Below are 19,220 nucleotides of genomic sequence, written 5' to 3' on the forward strand. Positions count from 1 at the left end.
ATCCTTGCCACGCGCCGGCTTCGGCGGCAGACTCCTCGCGTCAGAGGTAGAGGATAACGACATGCAGGTTCAGAAGCTCACTGGCCTTGTCGGCGCCGAGATCACCGGCGCCGACCTCCGCGACCCGGCCCAGTTTCCGGCGCTCCGCCAGGCCTTCACCGACCATTCCGTCATCGTGATCCGCGGCCAGCACCTGACCCCCGAAGACCACCTGACCTTCGCTCGCCGCTTCGGTCCGATCAACGTCAACCGCTTCTTCAAGCCGCTGAACAGCCACCCCGAGATCGCCCTCGTGGTCAAGGAGGCCGACCAGAAGGGCGCGATCGGCGAAGAATGGCACACCGACCACGCCTATGATGCCGAACCGGCGCTGGGCTCGATCCTGCACGCCATCGACATTCCGCCCTATGGTGGCGACACGATCTTCGCCTCGACCACTGCCGCCTATGATGCCCTGTCGGAACGCTTCCGACAGATGCTCGACGGCCTGCACGCCTGGCACAGCTCGCGCCATGTCTTCGGCGCCGCTGCGGCCGACAGCGACAGTGCCAAAACCGGCCGCATCGGCAATGCCGCGGCCGCCACCCAGGACGTGCTGCACCCGGTGGTGATCCGCCACCCGCTCTCGGGTCGGCGTTCGCTGTTCGTCAACCCGCAGTTCACCACCCGGATCGACGGCCTGACCGCGGTCGAATCCCGCGCCATCCTCGGCGCGATCTACGAGCATTGCCAGAAGCCCGAGTTTCAGGCCCGCGTCCGCTGGCAGCCCGGCGACGTCACCATATGGGACAACCGCGCCACCTGGCACAAGGCGATCAACGATTACCGCGGCCACCGCCGCGAAATGCACCGCGTCACCGTCGAGGGTTGCCGGCTCGAGGCCGCCTGACCCCGTCCCGGACCGGGTGAACGCGGGTATCTTGCCGGAATGTGACCCCAGCGGGCGTTGTCTTCATCTTTGCCCCTGTCGCAAATTTGCCGTTTCCGGTGCCAGCCAACCCGCCAGACGGGGTGCCAGCCAGACTGCCATACACCGCCGGTTTCGCACCTCTGGCGAAAGTTAACACCGCTGGGCCGACCGCGAGCCCGCCCGACTGCCCCAGCCTGACGTTATATCGGCCATTCCCGGCAAACCCTGCAAAGCAAGCCTTATTGAACGCTGCTGGCGCGGCGCCAGAAAACCGATCCTGCACGGAAATGTCATGCCGCGCCGCGCCCCGCACTGCCGGGTTTCCGTCTGATTGGCCGGAAAACGGCCGGCGCCGCCGATTCGCCCCTTGTGACCGGCCGGAAAGGTTAATGCCGCCCATTCAGGCGGCTTGTTCTTCCTGCTCCGCCGCCTGCCGTGCCCACAGGCTGGCATAGCGGCCCTGCCGCGCCAGGAGATCGGCGTGATGGCCCTCCTCCACGATCTCGCCATTCTCCAGCACGATGATCCGGTCGGCATCGGCAATGGTGCTCAGCCGGTGGGCAATGGTGATCACCGTCCGTCCCTGTCCTGCCCGTTGCAGCGCGCCCTGAATTTCCTGTTCGGTCTCGGTATCGAGCGCACTGGTGGCCTCGTCCAGAAGCAGGATCGGTGGGTTCTTAAGCAACGTCCGGGCGATCCCCACCCGCTGTTTCTCCCCGCCCGACAGCTTCAGCCCGCGCTCCCCCACCGCCGTGTCATAGCCTAGCGGAAGCCCTTGAATGAACTCGTGAATCTGCGCCGACTTGGCCGCCGCGACGATTTCCTCTTCGGTGGCGCCATCCTTGCCATAGGCGATGTTGTAGCGGATCGTGTCGTTGAACAGTACGGTGTCCTGCGGCACCACGCCGATGGCATCGTGCAGGCTTTTCTGCGTCACGTCACGCACGTCCTGCCCGTCGATTTCCAAGCTTCCGCCCTGAACGTCATAGAACCGGAACAAAAGCCGCCCGATGGTCGACTTGCCTGACCCCGACGAGCCCACGATTGCCACCGTCTGCCCGGCGGGCACCTCCAGGCTCACCCCCTTCAGGATCGGCCGCTCGGTCTCATACCCGAAGCGCACATCGTCGAGCCTGACCGTCCCCCCGTCCACTCGCAGCGGCGTCGCACCGGGCTTGTCGGACACTTCCGCCGGTTGCTCAAGCAGATCGAACATTTCTCCCATGTCCACAAGGGCTTGGCGGATTTCGCGATAGACCGTGCCGAGGAAATTCAAGGGCATGGTGATCTGGATCATGTAGGCGTTGACCATGACGAAATCGCCCACGGTCAGATGCCCCTGCTCGACCCCGATCGCCGCCATCACCATCACCGCAACCAGCCCGCCGGTGATCAGGAAAGCCTGACCGAAGTTCAGAAAGGCCAGCGAATAGGCGGTCTTCAGTGCCGCCTGCGCATATTTTGCCATCGCCCCGTCATAGCGCGTGGCTTCGCGCTCCTCGGCCCCGAAATACTTGACTGTCTCGAAATTCAACAGGCTGTCGATCGCCTTCTGGTTGGCATCCGTGTCCTGATCGTTCATCTCGCGGCGCAGCTTCACCCGCCACTCGGTCACCTTGAACGTGAACCAGACGTAAAGCGCGATGGTTAGCGCCACAGCTGCCAGGTACCAGGCGTCGAACAGGAAGAACAGCACGCCTGCGATCATCAACAGTTCCAGCACCAGCGGCCCGATGCTGAACAGAAGAAAGCGCAGTAGGAATTCCACCCCCTTCACCCCGCGCTCGATGATCCGGCTCAACCCGCCGGTCTTGCGGGTGATGTGATAGCGCATCGACAGTTGGTGGATGTGGCGGAAGGTCTCCAGCGCCAGCTGGCGCAGCGCCCGCTGCCCGACCGCGGCGAAAATTGCGTCACGCAGCTGCTGGAACCCGTTCGACATCAGCCGTGCAATCCCATAGGCCAACGTCAGCCCAACCGCGCCGAGGAGCAGGTCTGACGCTCCCTGTCCGCTCAGGCTGTCGACCGCCCATTTGTAAAGCACCGGCGTCGCCACCGCGATCAGCTTAGACAGCAGCAGCGCCAGCATCGCCAGCACCACGCGCCGCTTCACCCAAGCGTGCTCCGCCGGCCAAAGATAAGGCGCCACCCGGCGGATCGTGCGCCAACCGGAAATCCGTTCATCGTTCAGATTGGCATCAGTGTAGGTGCGGCGGCGGCGCATGCAATCGTCCTTCTGGCAGTCGGAACCCTACAGATAAGGCGCTTGCCGCCGGGATACCAGCCATGCCGCGCCAGCGGCGTCGCGGTGCCGCAGCCGAATGCTCAGTCGCGCGGAATATCGAACACCTGCCCGGGATAGATCAGGTCGGGGTCGCGGATCCGGTCCTTATTGGCCTCGAACAGCCGCACGTAAAGAAGACCCTCGCCATAAGCATCGCGCGCGATCGCCCAGAGCGTGTTGCCGGGCTGCACGGTGATCGCGGTCACGGTTCCGACCTCGGCCAGCACCTCCTGGGCTTCGCGCTTGAAGGGCGTTTCCACCCGGCTGACCACCTCGCCCTCTTCGTCCAGTTCGTCCACACGCAGGGTATAGACACCGGTATCGACGTCCGGCAGCCCGGTGCGCCAGTTGCCGTCGGGCGAAATCCGTGACGTGGTCACGGGGCGGTTGTCGACATAAACCCGCACGAAACCGCTGCCCTGCCCGCGCCCGGACAGTTCGACCTCGCCCTCTTCGGAATAGGTGATGGTGTCGAGCGCCACCGCGCTCATGACTTCGGGCGGCATGGTGTCTCCGACCGGCGCGGGCGGCTGCACCAAGGTGGCCCCGTCGCTTCGGGTAATGATCACCGCCGGCGCCCGCGGCGCAGGGGCTGGGTTCTCCGCCGAGGCCAGCGCATCGCCAGACGGCGCCTCGGACGCCGGTGCGGGCTGCGGGTCCGGGCGAGGGCCAGGCGCTGCCGCAACCTCGCTCTCGGCACGGGCCGCCGGGGCAGGCTCCTCCGACATGGCCCCAGGCGCCGGATCGGCGGCCTCAGCCGGAGACGGCGTCTCCGCCTCTGCTATGTCTGTCGGTTGCTGCTGGTCCGGTGCGGCTTGCGGGCTTGCCGGTTCGACCGGGACGACGGCCGGCATCGGCGCGATCAACGCACTGCCGTCGGAAAACAGGACGGTCCCATCCGCCAGTGCCATGCGCAAGCGGATCCGCCGCGGATTGTTCGAAGGTTCAAGCTGCAGGAACTGCACGAAACTCCCATCTCCGGCAGCAGCAACACGCGCGGCAGCCAGACCGTCCAGTTCGATCGTGACCTCCGAACCAGGTTCGGCGCGCCCGGCCACGGTGGTGCTGCCGTCTGGTTCGACCCGCACCAGATCAAACCGAGGGGAGCGCGGGGCAAGGACCGTGTCCTCGGTCGCAGCCGAGCCCTCGCCGGCCCGCTCCAGCGCCGTCGCAAGGGCCTCGGATATCACCTTCTCGGCGGACGGTGCGGGGTCTTCAGCCTGCCCGGCCGTGTCGGCCTCGGATGGCGGCGCGATCACGCTATCGTCTTCTGGCGCCGGGCTTTTCTTCGGCACCGCAACCGCTACCGGCGTGCCGTCTGACGATGCTTCTTCACCGGGCGCGAACGCCCCGGAATACCACGCTACGCCTGCGGCCACGGCCAACGCCGCGACCCCAGCCAGCATCAGTCCTTGCGCGCCGCTCAGCCCAGTCCGTTCGCTCATATTTTTCCTTCCCCTCCGCGCCATGGCAGCTCGCGCGGTTGAGCCTCTTTAGCAACAAGGATAACACGGGTCAAAACACCTCGTTGTCGCTGCCCGGAAAGCCCGCCCGATGTCAATCCCCGCGCCCCAACCTTCGGTCTGCGTCTACTGCGGATCCCGCCCCGGCCAGAAACCCGCCTACATGTCCGCAGCCAGGGACTTCGGCACTGCCCTGGCCCGCGAAGGGTGGCGATTGGTCTACGGTGCCGGCGATGTCGGTCTGATGGGCGCCGTCGCCCGTGCCGCGCAGAACGCCGGGGGCGACACGTTCGGGGTGATCCCGGTCCACCTGATGCAGCTCGAGGTCGGCAAACGCGATCTTACCCGCTTTGTCGTCACCGAGAACATGCATGAACGCAAAAAGGTCATGTTCATGAACTCCGACGCCATCGTGGTGCTGCCCGGCGGCGCGGGCTCGCTCGACGAGTTCTTCGAGGTACTCACCTGGGCCCAGCTCGGCCTGCACGCCAAACCGATCGTACTTTTGAACACCGACGCTTACTGGGATCCGCTGGCCGGGCTGCTCGATCACGTTATCGGCGAAGGCTTTGCCGATGCCTCGCTGAAAGGGTTCCTCCACCTCGTTCCCACGCCAAGGGCCGCCATCGACGCCCTGCGCGCGGCCCTTGCCGAATGAAAAAGCGGCCGCCGTCTCCGGCAGCCGCTCCGCAAGTCTTGACGAGATCAGCCGATCACTTCATCCGGCCGGCGACATTCTCCCAGTTCACCAGGTTGTCGAGGAAGTTGGTCAGATAGGCCGGGCGTTTGTTGCGGAAATCGATGTAGTAGGAATGCTCCCACACGTCACAGCCCAAGAGCGCGGTCTGGTTGAAGCAGAGCGGGTTCACGCCATTTTCGGTCTTGGTCACCGCCAGCGAACCATCAGCGTTCTGTACCAGCCAGCACCAGCCCGAGCCGAACTGGCCTGCGCCGGCAGCAGAAAACTCTTCCTTGAACTTGTCGACCGAGCCGAACGCCTCAGTCAGCGCCTTTTCCAGCTCACCGGGCATACCGGCATCACCGGGGCCCATCATTTCCCAGAACTGCATGTGGTTCCAGTGCTGGCTGGCGTTGTTGAAAATCCCGTTCTGGGCCACGGCGCCGCCCTGATAGGTGCCCTTGACGATGTCTTCCAGACTCTTGCCTTCCCACTCGGTGCCCGCGATCAGCTTGTTGCCGTTGTCGACATAAGCCTTGTGGTGCAGGTCATGGTGATATTCCAGCGTCTCGGCGCTCATGCCTTTACCGGCCAGAGCGTCGTGGGCGTAGGGAAGATCGGGAAGTTCGAAAGCCATGGGTTAGTCCCCCTGTTTGTCGCGTTTTACCATCGACATTCACATGGGGGCCGCGGCGGGCAAAGGTCAAGGGGTCAAGCCAAGAACCCGACGGATTTTCTCGGTCTCACGCAACCGATGGTCGCCACTTCTGGCGACAAAAGGAACTTTCGCCCACTGGATCGGACGCGCGTCACTTGAGCACTTTGCACTGGGCTTCGCCCCATGGTCTGTTGTCCGCCCCGGACAGCGTGGCGTTGATGAATAGTTTCAACGTTTTGCGATCAAGGACCGCCGAGTACCGCACACGCGGAATAATCGCGCCAGTGTTGCTGGTCTTGACGTTCCGGACAGTCCATTTCACACGAAAACGCTTCGCTGTGGCCTCAGCCAGTTGCGCCTTCATCGCTCCACCGTGGAAGGCTTCCGTGTAAGCATCGTGAATAGCCGCCGAATTGCTCGCCTCATCGATTGAAAAGAAAATCACTTCCGAAATCCAACCGTCTCGTCCCATCTTTATGCGATCACACTGATAGACGTCGGCATTTGCAGATGCCGCTGCAAGGCAAACCGCCATCGAAAGACATACTGATTTGAAAATCCGCATAGCCTCGCCCTTTCGTGTCTTCAAAAAAACTCTGGAACAACCGCTAGTAAGAAAAAATTTCAACACCAAGCAGAAGGCGAAGGCCTTGATACATGTAAAACTTGAAAAATATGTCAGCCCAGCACTCCCACCTCGCTGCCGTCCTGCGCTGCCATGCACAGTACATCGAAGAGATAGCGCGCGACGGAGCGGAAACAGACCACGCGGAAGGTGTCATCTGCTGACATCCATACCGCCGCCGGCACCTGCGCCAGCCGCGAGCGGCGGATGATGTCCGGCCCGAAGGCCGCACGGGAGAAATCCACCGGCATCAGCTTGGCGAGAACGTCGCGTGCCTGCGCCCCGCTGACGTCGAACACGGCGCGCGCGTCCGAGACGTTGACTGCCAGGAACTGCGCGCCAGCCAGGGATTTGGCCAGCGAATTGACGACCGCATCCGCCTTGTCGTGATCGCAGGTGATCAGCAACTCATCCGGCGACATCCAGGCCACTGCATAGCCGCCCGCCCGGGTGATTGCCCGCTGGCCCGGCACCGCCGCGTCGGTTGCGGTCTTCACCGCCTTCACCATCGCCGCGCTGTCCAGATCACCGCGCAGGGTGACCATGCCCACCTGCCCGGCCTCTTCCACCCGCGCGATCCCGTCGAAACCTGCGCCGGCCAATGCGCTGACTGCCTCAGACATTCTGCTTCTCCCCGTCGCGGTCATAGAACACCGGGTCAACGATCTTCGCCTTGTAAGTCTTCCCGTCGGTCCCCGGGAAATCGAGCACTTCGCCCATCCGGTCCGGTCCCTTGTGCACCAGCCCCATGGCAATGCCCTTGCCCAGGGTCGGCGAGAAGTAGGTCGAGGTCACCCGCCCCTGCACGTTGCGCTGGCCGTTGGCGTTGGTGCCCTCGGCTACCGCATAGGCTCCGTCCGGCAGGGCCGACCCATCGACCGTTTCAAGCCCCACCAACTGCCATCGGTCGGGATTGTCCATGAAACTGCGCGCCTGCGCCCGCTTGCCCAGGTAGTCGTCCTTCTTCTTGGAAATCGCCCAGTTGAGCCCCAGATCCTGCGGGATGACCGTACCGTCGGTCTCGTCCCCGATCATGATAAAGCCTTTTTCGGCCCGCATCACGTGCAGCGCCTCGGTGCCATAGGGTGTCACGCCATACTCTTCCCCGGCCTGCAGCAACCTTCCCCAAAAAGCGCGACCTACGCTGGCAGGCACGGCGATCTCATAGCTCAACTCGCCCGAGAAGGATATACGATAAACTCGCGAGTTGACGCCGTCCAGCGTCACATCTTTCCAGGCCATGAACGGCAGTGATTCGGCGCTGATATCCTCGTCTGTTAGCTTCTCCAGAACCTTGCGGGCATTGGGGCCAACCACGGCGATCTGGGCATATTGCTCGGTCACGTTGGCGACGTAGACCTGCCAGTCCCACCATTCGGTCTGCAGCCATTCTTCCATATGGGCATGGATGCGCTCGGCCCCGCCCGTGGTTGTGTGGCACAGGAAGGTGTCCTCGTCGATCCGCGCCACCACGCCGTCGTCGATCAGAAACCCGTTTTCGGAACACATCAGCCCGTATCGGCAGCGCCCCGGTTTCAGCGTGCTCATCATGTTGGTGTAGAGCATGTCGAGAAACTTCCCCGCATCCGGCCCCTTCACCACCAGCTTGCCCAGGGTCGAGGCATCCAGCAGCCCGAGGCTGTCGCGCGTCGCCATCACCTCGCGCGCCACCGCCGCAGCGTGACTTTCGCCCTTGCGCGGATAGCAATAGGGCCGCCGCCACTGGCCCACCGGCTCCCAGTGGGCGCCGTTTTCCTCGTGCCAGTCATGCATCGGGGTGCGCCGCAGCGGCTGGAAGGTCTCGGCGCGCGCCTCGCCGGCGATCGCTCCCATCGAGATCGGCGTGTAAGGCGGCCGGAAGGTGGTGGTGCCGACCTGCGGAATGGCTTCACCCAATGCATTCGCAAGGGTGGCGAGGCCATTGATATTGCTCAGCTTGCCCTGATCCGTCGCCATGCCAAGCGTGGTATAGCGCTTGGTGTGCTCGACGCTTTCATAGCCCTCGCGCGCAGCCAGCTGCACGTCACTGACCTTCACGTCGTTCTGGTAATCCAGCCAGGCCTTCATCCGCAGCTTGGCGCCCGCGCCCTGCGGCATAAGCCAGACCGGCTCCATCGCCACCTCGTCATGCTCCGAAACGGTTGGCAGCGCGACGTCCCGCGTCTTGAAACCCAGTTCAGCAGCCGCCTGCGTCCCAGCTCTGACCGCCGTTCGCAGCGTTTCATAGAGGCCAAGCCCTTCGAAGTCCGTGTCCGTCTGCGCACCAGCCGCAACGCCTGCCGCCAACACGAACCCCTCTCCGTCCGCCCCGGTCGGTGAAGCCTCAGGATTGGGTTGGAACATCGCATACTTGTCATTCCAAACCAGCTTGCCGCCGCAATGCGACCACAGGTGCACGACCGGCGACCAGCCGCCCGACATCGCCACCACGTCGCAGCCGATCTCTTCCTCGACCGCGCCCTCCCCGGCCTGCCGGCAGACCGCCACGCCTTCGACGCGCTTCTTGCCATGCACCTTGGCGACGCCCATGCCGTTCAGCACCCGGATACCTTGCGCCTTGGCTTCCTCGGCCAGCGCCCCGCCACCGCCCGCGCGGGCGTCGAGGATCGCCGGTACCGAAAGCCCCGCCGCCTTCACCGCGATCGCGGTGCGATAGGCATCGTCGTTGTTGGTCACCACCACCACGCGGTCGCCCGGGCTCACCCCGTAATCGACGACATAATCCCGCACCGCGCTGGCCAGCATCACCCCCGGCACATCGTTGCCGGCAAAGCTCAGCGGCCGCTCGATGGCGCCAGTCGCCGTCACGATCCGCCCGGCCCGGATGCGCCACAGCCGGTGCCGCGGGCCCTTAGCCGCGGGCGCATGATCGCGCAGCCGCTGGTAACCCAGCATGTAGCCATGGTCATAGACCCCCGCCCCCATCATCCTTGTGCGCAGGGTGACGTTGCCCATTGCTTCCAGCGCCGCCACCGTGGCGGCGACGAAATCCTCGACCGGCTTGCCGTCCACTTCGCCGCCATCCACCGGCGCCCGGCCGCCCCAATGCGGCGTCTGCTCCATCAGCAGCACCTTCGCCCCGGCCTCGCCCGCCGATTTCGCGGCCATCAAACCGGCCACGCCGCCGCCGATCACCACGACATCGAAGAAGGCGTAATAGTGCTCGTAGGTATCGGCGTCGCGGTCTTTGGGCACCCGGCCCAGACCGGCCGACTGCCGGACGATGGGCTCGTAAAGGTGCTTCCAGGCAAAGCGCGGGAACATGAAGGTCTTGTAGTAGAACCCCGCCGGCAGGAACCGGCTCAGCTTCGCATTGATCGCGCCCACGTCGAAATCGAGGCTGGGCCAGTGGTTCTGGCTGGCCGCCGTCAACCCGTCGAAAATCTCGGTCGTCGTCGCCCGCTGGTTCGGCTCGAACTTGCCGCCCTCGCCGAGGTTCACCAGCGCATTGGGCTCTTCCGCGCCGCTCGCCACCACGCCGCGTGGCCGGTGATACTTGAAGCTGCGCCCCATCATCACCTGATCGTTGGCCAGAAGCGCCGCCGCCAGCGTATCGCCTTCAAAACCGCTCATCCGCTTGCCATTGAAGGTGAATTCCACTTGTTTGGCGCGGTCGATCCGCCGCCCGCCTTCCTTGAGACGCGTGCTCATGCGAATTCCCTCCAGCGCCAGCCAGGCCGCTTGGCAGTGATGGCGTCCCTGATCTCCTGCGGCGGCTCGGTGACCTGCGCCGAATAGCTGCCGAACACCTCCAGCGTCGCGGTGTCCCGCGCGACGTGAAACCACTTGCCGCAGCCGTTGACATGGCGCCAGCGCTCGAAATGCACGCCTCTTGGGTTCTCGCGATGGAACAGGTAGCCCTCGAAATCCTCGTCACTCGATCCGGGCCCGAACCGCTTGAGATGCGCCTCGCCGCCGCCGTGGAATTCGGTCTCTTCTGCCGTGACCCCGCAATAGGGGCAGTCAAGGATCAGCATGTTGCTCTCCCGTCTTGGTGACCACAGAGGGCCGCGCCTGCCTGGGCGGGCGCGCTTGTCGCGCCTGCCGGGGGACAGGCAGGCGCGGCCCGGAACGCAAGCGTCCCGGGCAGATTGGTGGTGAGGTCAGGCCGCATCAATGCGCCACTCCCGCAGCCACAGATTCATCCACGAACCGTCCCTCGGCAAACCGGTTCAGCCCGAACTCCTCGGTCAAGGGTGACGACCCTTTGGCCATCAGCTCCGCCATGCCCCAGCCCGAGCCCGGGATCGCCTTGAACCCGCCGGTGCCCCAGCCGCAATTGATGAACATGCCCTCCACCGGCGTCTTGCTCAAAATCGGCGAGCGGTCCCCGGTCATGTCGACGATCCCGCCCCATTGCCGCAGCATCTTGAGGCGCGAGATCATCGGGAAGGTCTCGACCAACGCCCGCACGGTTTCCTCGATGTGATGAAAGCTGCCTCGCTGGGTATAGTTGTTGTACCCGTCTGCGCCGCCGCCGATCACCATCTCGCCCTTGTCGGACTGGCTCATGTATCCGTGCACCGTGTTGGCCATCACCACGATGTCCATGCAGGGCTTGATCGGCTCGCTGACCAGCGCCTGCAAGGCAACCGATTCAATCGGCAGCCGGAACCCGGCCATCGCGGCCAGAACGCCGGAATGGCCGGCCACCACGATGCCCAGCTTGTCGCAGCCGATGGTGCCCTTGGTGGTGTCGACACCGACAACCTTGCCACCCTCCTGCCGGATGCCGGTGACCTCGCATTTCTGGAGGATGTCCATGCCCATGTCGGAACACGCCCGGGCATAACCCCAGGCCACCGCATCATGCCGCCCGGTGCCGCCGCGCGCCTGCCACAGCCCGCCCAGCACCGGGTATCGCGGCCCGTCGAGCGAGATGATCGGCACCAACTCCTTCACCCGCTGCGGCGAGACGAACTCGGTCTCCACCCCTTGCAGCAGGTTGGCATGCGCGGTGCGCTTGTATCCCCGCACCTCGTGCTCGGTCTGCGCCAGCATCAGCACGCCGCGTGGCGAAAACATCACGTTATAGTTCAGGTCCTGGCTCATGGTCTCGTAGAGCGACCGCGCCTTTTCATAGATCGCCGCCGACGGGTCCTGCAGGTAATTTGAACGGATGATCGTGGTGTTGCGGCCGGTGTTGCCGCCGCCCAGCCAGCCCTTTTCCAGGATCGCGACGTTGGTGATGCCGAAATTTTTGCCAAGGTAATACGCCGTGGCCAGCCCGTGACCGCCGGCACCGACGATAATCACATCGTACCTCTTCTTGGGTTCGGGCGAGCGCCACGCCCTTTCCCACCCGCTGTGATACCGGGCGGCTTCGCGCGCCACGGCAAAGGCTGAATAGCGTCTCATCGGACCGATTCCCCGCAATTTGCGTCCTGGCAGTGGTGTGCCCCGTCCATGAATTTACCCCGCGTTCCGATCCGTCACAATCAGCGGCAATTGCGACATCTCGGGTCGGCGTCGGCATTTGCCCTTTCACTGGCGGCACAGCGGCATTACATCAACCCGAACTGCATCAAGTGACGGGGGGCCGACCGCCCATGATTTTCTGGATCACAGCCGCCGCTCTGGCCGTCGCGTTGGCGGCCCTCCTGGTGATCGCGCTCCTGCGCGGCAAGGCGGATGCCGAACACCCGGCGGCCTATGATCTGCGGGTCTACCGCGATCAGCTGAAAGAGGTTGATCGCGATCTCGCCCGCGGCGTGATCGGTGAGGAGGACGCCGAACGCGTCCGCGCCGAGGTCGGCCGCCGCGTGCTCGCCGCCGATGCCCAGTTGCAACAGGCCCAAAGCGGCAGCGCCCAGCCACGCGGCGCCACGCTGGCGCTGTCCGCCATCGTCGTCGCCGCGCTGATGGGCGGAACCTTCGCGCTTTACCCGGTGCTGGGCGAACCCGGCGCCCGCGACCTGCCGCTCAAGACACGGATCGCCCTGTCGGACGAGATGCGCCAAAGCCGCCTCAGCCAGGCCGAGGCCGAAGCCCAGTTGCCGCCATCCCCGACAGCCGACCCCGATCCGAGATTCGCCGAGCTGATGGAAAAGTTGCGCATGACGGTGAAAGACCGGCCGGACGATCTGCAGGGCCACCTGCTGCTGGCGCGCAACGAAGCCTCGCTCGGCAATTTCAAAGCCGCGTACGCGGCGCAGCGTGACGTGATCCGGATCAAGGGCGAGCAAGCTGCCGCCATCGACCATGCGGTTCTCGCCGAGCTGCTGATCTCGGCCGCCGAGGGGTATGTCTCCCCCGAAGCCGAGGACGCCCTGCGCGCCGCGCTTGAAAAGGACCCGGGCAACCAGCCTGCGCGCTACTATACCGGGCTCATGCTGATCCAGAACGACCGCCCCGACATCGCTTTCCGGTTCTGGAAACGGCTGCTCGAGGAAGGCCCTGAAACTGCGCCCTGGATTCCCGTGATCCGCGACCAGATCGAGGAACTCGCCTGGCGTGCCGGGGTGGACTACACGCCGCCCGAACCGCAGCAGTTGGCAGGACCCTCGGCCGACGACATGGCCGCGGCAGCCAACATGACCCCGGAAGAACGCCGCGAAATGATCCATGGCATGGTCGCCCGGCTGAACGAACGCCTCGCCACCGAAGGCGGCACGCCGCAGGAATGGGCCCAGCTCATCGGTGGGCTCGGCGTTCTCGGGGACACCGAACGGGCCCGCGCCATCTGGGACGAGGCACAGCAGGTCTTTGCTGCCGAACCCGGCGCACTCGACATCGTCCGGGCGGGCGCGGTGCGGGCCGGTCTGGTTGACAGCGCGGATGCCACCTCCCCCGCCCTGCCCCCCGATGGCGGCCTGACTGGTCCGTCCCGGGACGACATTGCCAATGCCGCCGAGATGAGCGCCGAAGAACGTCAGGAGATGATCCGCGGCATGGTCAGCCAGCTCTCCGAGAGACTGGCCGAAGACGGCGGCAGCGCACAGGAATGGGTCCGGCTGATCACTTCGCAGGCCATCCTCGGCGACCTTGAGGCGGCGCGGGCGGCCTATGATGCAGCGCTTGCCGCGCATGGCGAGGATGATACCGCACGCGCAACGATCGAGGCCGCTGCCCAGCGCGCCGGCCTGCAACCATGATCGTCGAGGCGGTCGAAGATTTCGCGGCTGTCCTGCCGCCCTCCGGCGCGCTCATCGGGCTCGATCTGGGCGATCGGACCATCGGCGTCGCCGTCTCTGATGGATTGCGCAGCGTGGCAAGCCCGCTCGACACCATCCGCCGCAAGAAATTCGGCGTCGATGCGAAACAACTTCTCGCGATCATCGCGAAGCGCGGTCTCTGCGGCATCGTCCTCGGCCTTCCGCGCAACATGGACGGCTCCGAAGGTCCCCGCTGCCAGTCGACCCGCGCCTTTGCCCGCAACCTGTCACGGCTCACCGACCTTCCCATCACCTTCTGGGACGAACGTCTCTCGACCGTCGCCGCCGAACGGGCGCTGCTCGAGGCGGATACGACCCGAAAACGTCGCAGCGAGGTGATCGACCACGTCGCCGCCTCCTATATCCTGCAGGGGTTACTGGACCGGCTGAGGCATCTATGAGCGACGACATCTGGAAACGCGACGAAATCGAGTCGCCCTGCGTGAAAATCTGCGTGCTTCATCCCGAGGAAGGGTTGTGCACGGGGTGCCACCGCTCACGCGACGAAATCGCGCTCTGGTCCCGCCTGTCGCCCGAACAGCGCCGCGCGATCATGGCCGAGCTGCCGTCGCGCGCGACGCGCCTCTCCAGGCGCCGCGGCGGCCGCGCCGCCCGCCTGGCGCGCTGAATCCCGGCATAGCCCTGGGCTCAGTCCAGCCCCAACCAGTCCGCCGGACCGCCCGGCAACTCGGGCCGGAAATAGGCCACCATCCGTCCCTCTGTCGGCCCGTCCCGCCATGGCGCCACGCCGTGCAGGCACAGCCGGTGCAAAAGATAGGCCTCCCCGGGCATGGCCGGCAATTCCACCCGCCGGCAGGTCTCGAACACCTCGCGCCGCGCTGCCTGGTAGACCGCAGTCAGGTCGACCCGGGGCCATGCAGCCTCCGGCACACCGTTCAGCGCCTGTAACAGGCGCCGCCGCATCACCTCATGACTACCCTCCCAGACCACCATCGGGCTTGCGCCCGGCCCGGCGTCGTTCAGCGGGAGGCACAGGATCCAGCCATGCAGTTCGTCGATCCGCCGCTCTCGCTCAGAGCCGAACGCCTTGATCCCGTCAAGATGCGCCGCATCGCGTATCACCCGATAGCGAAACGCTGGCTCGCTTTCGCCTTTGCGCGGTTTCGGATAGCCTGGCAGAACCACCGAAACCTGGGCCAGGTGCAACGGCAGCGCCCCGAACAAGCCTTGGGCAAAGGTCACCGCCGCGCCACGCAGCGCCACGCCGTCGATCGCTCCGTCCACTGCGTTGGGCAAGGCATCCACGCCCACGAACCACGTCCCCTGGCAGACCAGCCACCGCGCCCGCTGATCCGGGTCTGCCAGAGCGGCGTCGGCATGGGGGCGGGCCGCCGCGGCCCATCGGGTCAGGTCCGGGTCGCTCCCGAACCGGGCATAGCCATGGTGTCGAAACGCTTCTACCACCCCAGCGCCTTGCGCAGCATGTTAATCGCCATCACCGCCAGGAATGCGGCAAACACGCGTTTAAGAGGCTTCGGATCCATCGCATGGGCGAGCTTCACCCCCCATGGCGTGGTGATCAGCGTCATCGCGATCACAATGGCGAAGGCAGGCAGGTTCACCGCCCCGACCGTCCAGGGCGGCGCATCCTCGATCCGCAGGAACAGAAACCCGATCACCGACGGCACCGCGATGATCACACCAAATCCGGCGGCCGTGGCGACGGCGCGGTGAATTGGTGTGCCATACAGCGTCATCAGCGGCACTCCGAAACTGCCCCCGCCGATCCCCATCAACACCGACAGGAACCCCACCACCGGCGACACCGCAGCCCGCCGGACGCCCGTGGGCATCTCGTCACCCAGCCGCCAATGCTGCCGCCCGAAGGCAATGTACGACGCCACGAGCAGCCCCAGGCCTCCGAAGATTCCCTGCAGCGTCGACGACCGCAAATAGGCCGCCGCCAGCATGCCCAGAACCGCGCCCACCATGATCCCCGGTGCCCAGCCGCGCAGGATGGTCCAATCAACCGCCCGCTTGCGATGATGGGCCAACACAGAGCGCATCGACGTCACGATAATCGTCGCCAGCGAGGTTGCCAGACACACCTGCATCAGCATCCCGCTGTCGAAACCCAGCGTCTGGAAGGCATAGAAGAAAGCGACCACGAGGACGATGCCGCCACCGACGCCCAGCAGGCCTGCCAGCACACCGGCAATCCCGCCGATCACCGCCAGCAGCCCCGCCATCGCCAGCAACAAGGACGTATCCGGCATTGCGCGCTCCCTCGCTCTTCCCGGACAGGCTTACATGGTGGCAGGCGCAAGGGAAAGGCGTCGGGCCGTCGACCGTTGCGTCTTGCCGCCGCCCGTCGCTCAGACCGCGCCGCGCACCGCCGTCACGTGAGCCAGGGCCTCCTGCACCAGCTCCGGCCCCGCCCCCGGCCTGTGTGCGCCTTCCGACAGCAGGCGCCGCCACGCCCGCGCGCCTGGCCGGCCTGCAAACAACCCCAGCATATGCCGCGTCACCTGCCCCAGTTTTCCGCCGGCGGCCAGATGTGCTTCGATATAAGGCAGCATCGCCTGGGCCACGGCGACCGGATCGGCGACGTGATCCCGGCCGAAAATGTCCCTGTCGGCCCGCGCCAGGATGTCGGTGGGATGGTGATAGGCCGCCCGCCCGATCATCACCCCGTCCAGCCCGGCCTCAAGAAACCCTTTCGCGGCGGCGAGCGAGGTGATGCCGCCATTGATCGAGATATGCAGATCGGGAAACCGATGTTTCGTCTCCAACACCAGGTCGTAGTCTAGTGGTGGAATGTCCCGGTTCTCCTTCGGGCTTAACCCCTCGAGCCAGGCCTTGCGCGCATGGATGATGAAGCGCGACACGCCTGCCGCGGCCACCGTTTCGAGGAAAGCGGGCAGCAGCTCCGCGGGCTGCTGTTCATCGACCCCGATCCGGCACTTGACCGTGACCTCGACATCCGCCGTTTCGAGCATCGCCGCGCAGCAGTCGGCCACCAGCTTCGGATCGCGCATCAAGACCGCGCCGAAGGTGCCCGACTGCACCCGGTCGCTGGGACAGCCGACATTGAGATTGATCTCGTCATATCCGGCCGCTTCGCCCAGCCGTGCCGCCTGCGCCAGTTCCGCCGGGTCCGACCCACCCAACTGCAGCGCCACCGGGTGCTCCTCCGGCGAATGCTCGAGCAGATGCAGCGCCCTGCCCCGAACCAGCGCCGGCGCTGTCACCATCTCGGTGTAAAGCAACGCCTCGCGGCTCAGCTGTCGGTGGAAGAACCGGCAATGCCGATCGGTCCAATCCATCATCGGGGCCACGCTTAACCGGGCCGCCCGCCTTATCCGTTCAAAATCCGCCATGCACCGCGATATAGAGCGCGCGGAGCCGGCTGCCAATGTCCACGGTGCTCTCCCTCTCCTACGCCAGCGATGGAAGCCAGAGCACGATCTGGGGAAAGGCTATCAAGCCGGCGATGGTCACCGCATCGGCGATGAAGAATGGCGTCACTCCCTTGAACACGTCCTGCACCGTCAGATCCTCGCGCACCCCGGCCACGACAAAGCAGTTGAGACCGATCGGCGGGGTGATCAGGCAGAACTCGGCCATCTTCACTACCAGGATCCCGAACCAGATCGCGCACATCGGCCCCGACATGCCGAAGGCGCTGTCGGCCGCGCTCACCGCCTCGCCGCCATTCAGCGCCATCACTGCCGGATAGACCACTGGCAGCGTCAGAAGCAGCATGCCGATCGCATCCATGAACATGCCGAGGACGGCATAGGCCAGCAGGATGCAGATCAGGATCAGCATCGGTGACATCTCGAGCGACGTGATCCAGTCGGAAAACGCGCCGGGCAGATCGGCGAAGCCGAGGAAGCGGACATAGATCAGCACCCCCCAGATGATCGAGAAAATCATCACCGTGAGCTTCGCGGTCTCCAGCAAGGCCGCTTTCAGCTGCTTCCAGCGCATGCCGCGATACAGCGCCATGCAGAACACGATGAAGGCGCCGATGGCGCCGCCCTCGGTCGGGGTGCCCCAGGCCTTTTCGCCGAACGGGTTGTAGACAAAGAAGATGATGATGATCACAACCGCCAGGATCGGCAGCGCCGGTGGTAGTGCGGCAAAGCGCTCGCGCCAGGTGAAGCCGCCCACGGGCGGGCCGACCGATTTGAAGATCACTGCGATGCCGACGATCAGCACGCCATAGACCAGCGCCGAAAACGCCCCCGGCACGAAGCCTGCCAGCAAGAGCTTGCCGACGTCCTGCTCGACGATGATGGCATAGATCACCAGGATCGCCGAAGGCGGGATCAGGCTCGCCAACGTGCCGCCGGCGGCCACGACTCCCGCGGCGAACTGCTTGTTGTAGTTGATCTTCAGCATCTCCGGGATGGCGATACGGGCAAACACCGCCGCTGTCGCCACGCTGGCGCCGCTGACCGCCGCGAACCCTGCTGTGGCGAACACGGTGGACACGGCCAAGCCCCCCGGCAACCACGCGAGCCACTTTTTCGCTGCTTCGAACAGCGCTCGCGTCAGCCCGGCGTAGTAGGCCAGATAGCCGATCAGGATAAAGGTCGGGATCAGGCTCAGCGCGTTCGACGCCACCTTGGAATGCGGCACCTGCCCCGCGGTCTTGGCCGCCACCGTCACGGCCCAGCCGATATCCTCGGGGTCGAACCCCTTCTTCGACCAGAAGATCAGGAACAGCCCCACCAGCCCGGCCAGCGCAGCGGCGAAAGCCACGCGCATGCCGATTACCACCAAGACCAGAAGGCCGCCGGTCACCCACAGGCCGATCTCAATCGGGTCCATCGGCTGCCTCCACGTCATCGAGCATTTCGGCTTCGGCCGCCGCCTGCGCTGCCGGGTCCATCACCAGCGGCACCGCCGCCGGCGCCTCCAACCCCAGGATCAATGCCCGGCCATAGCCATAGACCTGGATCAGCAGCCGCAGCGCCAAGACCGAAAATGCCACCGGCACCATTAGTTTCGAGGGCCAGATCGGCAGGGCGATATCGGTCGAGCTGTCACGGCTCCACAGCGGTGCACCGAAATCGAACGAGCGCTGGAAATGCGCCCAACTGCCCCAGATCAGGAACACCACCAGGACCAGGATCAGCAGCACGCCGATCAGCTCAAACAGCCACAGCGCCCGTCCCCGCAGATGCTCGACCAGCAGGTCCATCCGGATATGGGTGCCGTCGCGCTGGGCAAACGACACCGCCAGCACTGCGATCAGCGGCATCAGTTGCTCGATATAGTCGACATATCCCAGCAGCGGAGCGTTCAGCGTGACCCGCCCCCCGACCGAGCGCACGGCGAGCAACATCAGCGAAAAAATCGCAAGCCCCGCCAGCAGTCCGAAGAACCGCTCAACGATCAGAAGTTTGCGGTCAAGCCAGCTCAGAACCGAGCCGTCTTCCAAGACCGGCGATGCGCCTGCCATGCCTGCCCCCCGT

General features: G+C 65.1%; 17 protein-coding genes and 1 pseudogene. 5 read left to right on the forward strand and 13 right to left on the reverse strand.

Going from position 1 to position 19,220, the window contains the following annotated elements; genetic code table 11:
* Nucleotides 1-61 precede the first annotated feature (61 nt).
* Entirely contained in the window at nt 62-889 is an 828-nt protein-coding gene (locus NO357_RS04655; RefSeq protein ID WP_306734440.1) for a TauD/TfdA dioxygenase family protein, read from the forward strand.
* Between the two features lie 421 nt (nt 890-1,310).
* Here the strand turns inward: NO357_RS04655 and NO357_RS04660 are convergent, their stop codons facing one another.
* Together NO357_RS04660 and NO357_RS04665 are read right to left on the reverse strand one after the other, a co-directional pair.
* Entirely contained in the window at nt 1,311-3,134 is a 1,824-nt protein-coding gene (locus NO357_RS04660; RefSeq protein WP_306734441.1) for an ABCB family ABC transporter ATP-binding protein/permease, read from the reverse strand.
* 101 nt (nt 3,135-3,235) lie between these two features.
* Nucleotides 3,236-4,639, reverse strand: a complete 1,404-nt coding sequence (locus tag NO357_RS04665) for a LysM peptidoglycan-binding domain-containing protein (RefSeq protein ID WP_306734442.1) — start codon at nt 4,637-4,639, stop codon at nt 3,236-3,238.
* A gap of 109 nt (nt 4,640-4,748) precedes the next feature.
* Between NO357_RS04665 and NO357_RS04670 the strand changes: the two genes are divergently transcribed.
* Nucleotides 4,749-5,315, forward strand: a complete 567-nt coding sequence (locus tag NO357_RS04670) for an LOG family protein (protein WP_306734443.1) — start codon at nt 4,749-4,751, stop codon at nt 5,313-5,315.
* 55 nt (nt 5,316-5,370) lie between these two features.
* Here NO357_RS04670 and NO357_RS04675 read toward each other — a convergent pair whose 3' ends face one another.
* The 6 genes from NO357_RS04675 to NO357_RS04700 form a co-directional block, all read right to left on the reverse strand.
* Nucleotides 5,371-5,973, reverse strand: coding sequence for a superoxide dismutase (locus NO357_RS04675; RefSeq protein WP_306734444.1), 603 nt, complete (start codon nt 5,971-5,973; stop codon nt 5,371-5,373).
* Nucleotides 5,974-6,145: 172 nt separating this feature from the next.
* Nucleotides 6,146-6,559 (reverse strand): hypothetical protein, encoded by a 414-nt coding sequence (locus tag NO357_RS04680; RefSeq protein ID WP_306734445.1) that lies wholly within the window; start codon nt 6,557-6,559, stop codon nt 6,146-6,148.
* A 113-nt stretch (nt 6,560-6,672) separates the two neighbouring features.
* Nucleotides 6,673-7,242, reverse strand: coding sequence for a sarcosine oxidase subunit gamma (locus tag NO357_RS04685; RefSeq protein WP_306734446.1), 570 nt, complete (start codon nt 7,240-7,242; stop codon nt 6,673-6,675).
* Nucleotides 7,235-10,270 carry a sarcosine oxidase subunit alpha family protein gene (locus tag NO357_RS04690; protein WP_306734447.1) on the reverse strand — a complete coding sequence of 1,012 codons (3,036 nt, stop codon included), beginning with the start codon at nt 10,268-10,270 and terminating at the stop codon, nt 7,235-7,237. The genes NO357_RS04685 and NO357_RS04690 overlap by 8 nt, the downstream gene beginning before the upstream one ends.
* Nucleotides 10,267-10,596 carry a sarcosine oxidase subunit delta gene (locus NO357_RS04695; protein ID WP_306734448.1) on the reverse strand — a complete coding sequence of 110 codons (330 nt, stop codon included), beginning with the start codon at nt 10,594-10,596 and terminating at the stop codon, nt 10,267-10,269. Before NO357_RS04695 ends, NO357_RS04690 begins: the two co-directional genes overlap by 4 nt.
* A 136-nt stretch (nt 10,597-10,732) precedes the next feature.
* Nucleotides 10,733-11,977, reverse strand: coding sequence for a sarcosine oxidase subunit beta family protein (locus tag NO357_RS04700; RefSeq protein ID WP_306734449.1), 1,245 nt, complete (start codon nt 11,975-11,977; stop codon nt 10,733-10,735).
* A gap of 191 nt (nt 11,978-12,168) precedes the next feature.
* On the opposite strand from NO357_RS04700, the pseudogene ccmI reads away from it, so the two are divergent.
* The 3 genes and pseudogenes from ccmI to NO357_RS04715 all read left to right on the forward strand — a co-directional run.
* Nucleotides 12,169-13,389: pseudogene (gene ccmI, locus NO357_RS04705) on the forward strand (c-type cytochrome biogenesis protein CcmI); the annotation flags it as partial.
* Between the two features lie 320 nt (nt 13,390-13,709).
* Nucleotides 13,710-14,174: a Holliday junction resolvase RuvX gene (gene ruvX / locus NO357_RS04710; protein ID WP_306734451.1), complete on the forward strand. Its 465-nt coding sequence runs from the start codon at nt 13,710-13,712 to the stop codon at nt 14,172-14,174.
* Nucleotides 14,171-14,401: a DUF1289 domain-containing protein gene (locus NO357_RS04715; RefSeq protein ID WP_306734452.1), complete on the forward strand. Its 231-nt coding sequence runs from the start codon at nt 14,171-14,173 to the stop codon at nt 14,399-14,401. The genes ruvX and NO357_RS04715 overlap by 4 nt, the downstream gene beginning before the upstream one ends.
* A 20-nt stretch (nt 14,402-14,421) precedes the next feature.
* Here NO357_RS04715 and NO357_RS04720 read toward each other — a convergent pair whose 3' ends face one another.
* From NO357_RS04720 to NO357_RS04740, 5 genes are all read right to left on the reverse strand, one after another.
* Nucleotides 14,422-15,198, reverse strand: a complete 777-nt coding sequence (locus NO357_RS04720) for a hypothetical protein (protein ID WP_306734453.1) — start codon at nt 15,196-15,198, stop codon at nt 14,422-14,424.
* Entirely contained in the window at nt 15,192-16,010 is an 819-nt protein-coding gene (locus tag NO357_RS04725) for a sulfite exporter TauE/SafE family protein (RefSeq protein WP_306734454.1), read from the reverse strand. Before NO357_RS04725 ends, NO357_RS04720 begins: the two co-directional genes overlap by 7 nt.
* 99 nt (nt 16,011-16,109) lie before the next feature.
* Nucleotides 16,110-17,114, reverse strand: coding sequence for a tRNA dihydrouridine(20/20a) synthase DusA (gene dusA, locus NO357_RS04730; protein ID WP_306734455.1), 1,005 nt, complete (start codon nt 17,112-17,114; stop codon nt 16,110-16,112).
* Nucleotides 17,115-17,172: 58 nt separating this feature from the next.
* Nucleotides 17,173-18,573 carry a TRAP transporter large permease gene (locus tag NO357_RS04735; protein ID WP_306734456.1) on the reverse strand — a complete coding sequence of 467 codons (1,401 nt, stop codon included), beginning with the start codon at nt 18,571-18,573 and terminating at the stop codon, nt 17,173-17,175.
* Nucleotides 18,560-19,207 carry a TRAP transporter small permease subunit gene (locus NO357_RS04740; RefSeq protein ID WP_306734457.1) on the reverse strand — a complete coding sequence of 216 codons (648 nt, stop codon included), beginning with the start codon at nt 19,205-19,207 and terminating at the stop codon, nt 18,560-18,562. Before NO357_RS04740 ends, NO357_RS04735 begins: the two co-directional genes overlap by 14 nt.
* Nucleotides 19,208-19,220: the final 13 nt, after the last annotated feature.

Source organism: Marimonas arenosa, assembly GCF_030848945.1.
Classification (GTDB): domain Bacteria; phylum Pseudomonadota; class Alphaproteobacteria; order Rhodobacterales; family Rhodobacteraceae; genus Marimonas; species Marimonas arenosa.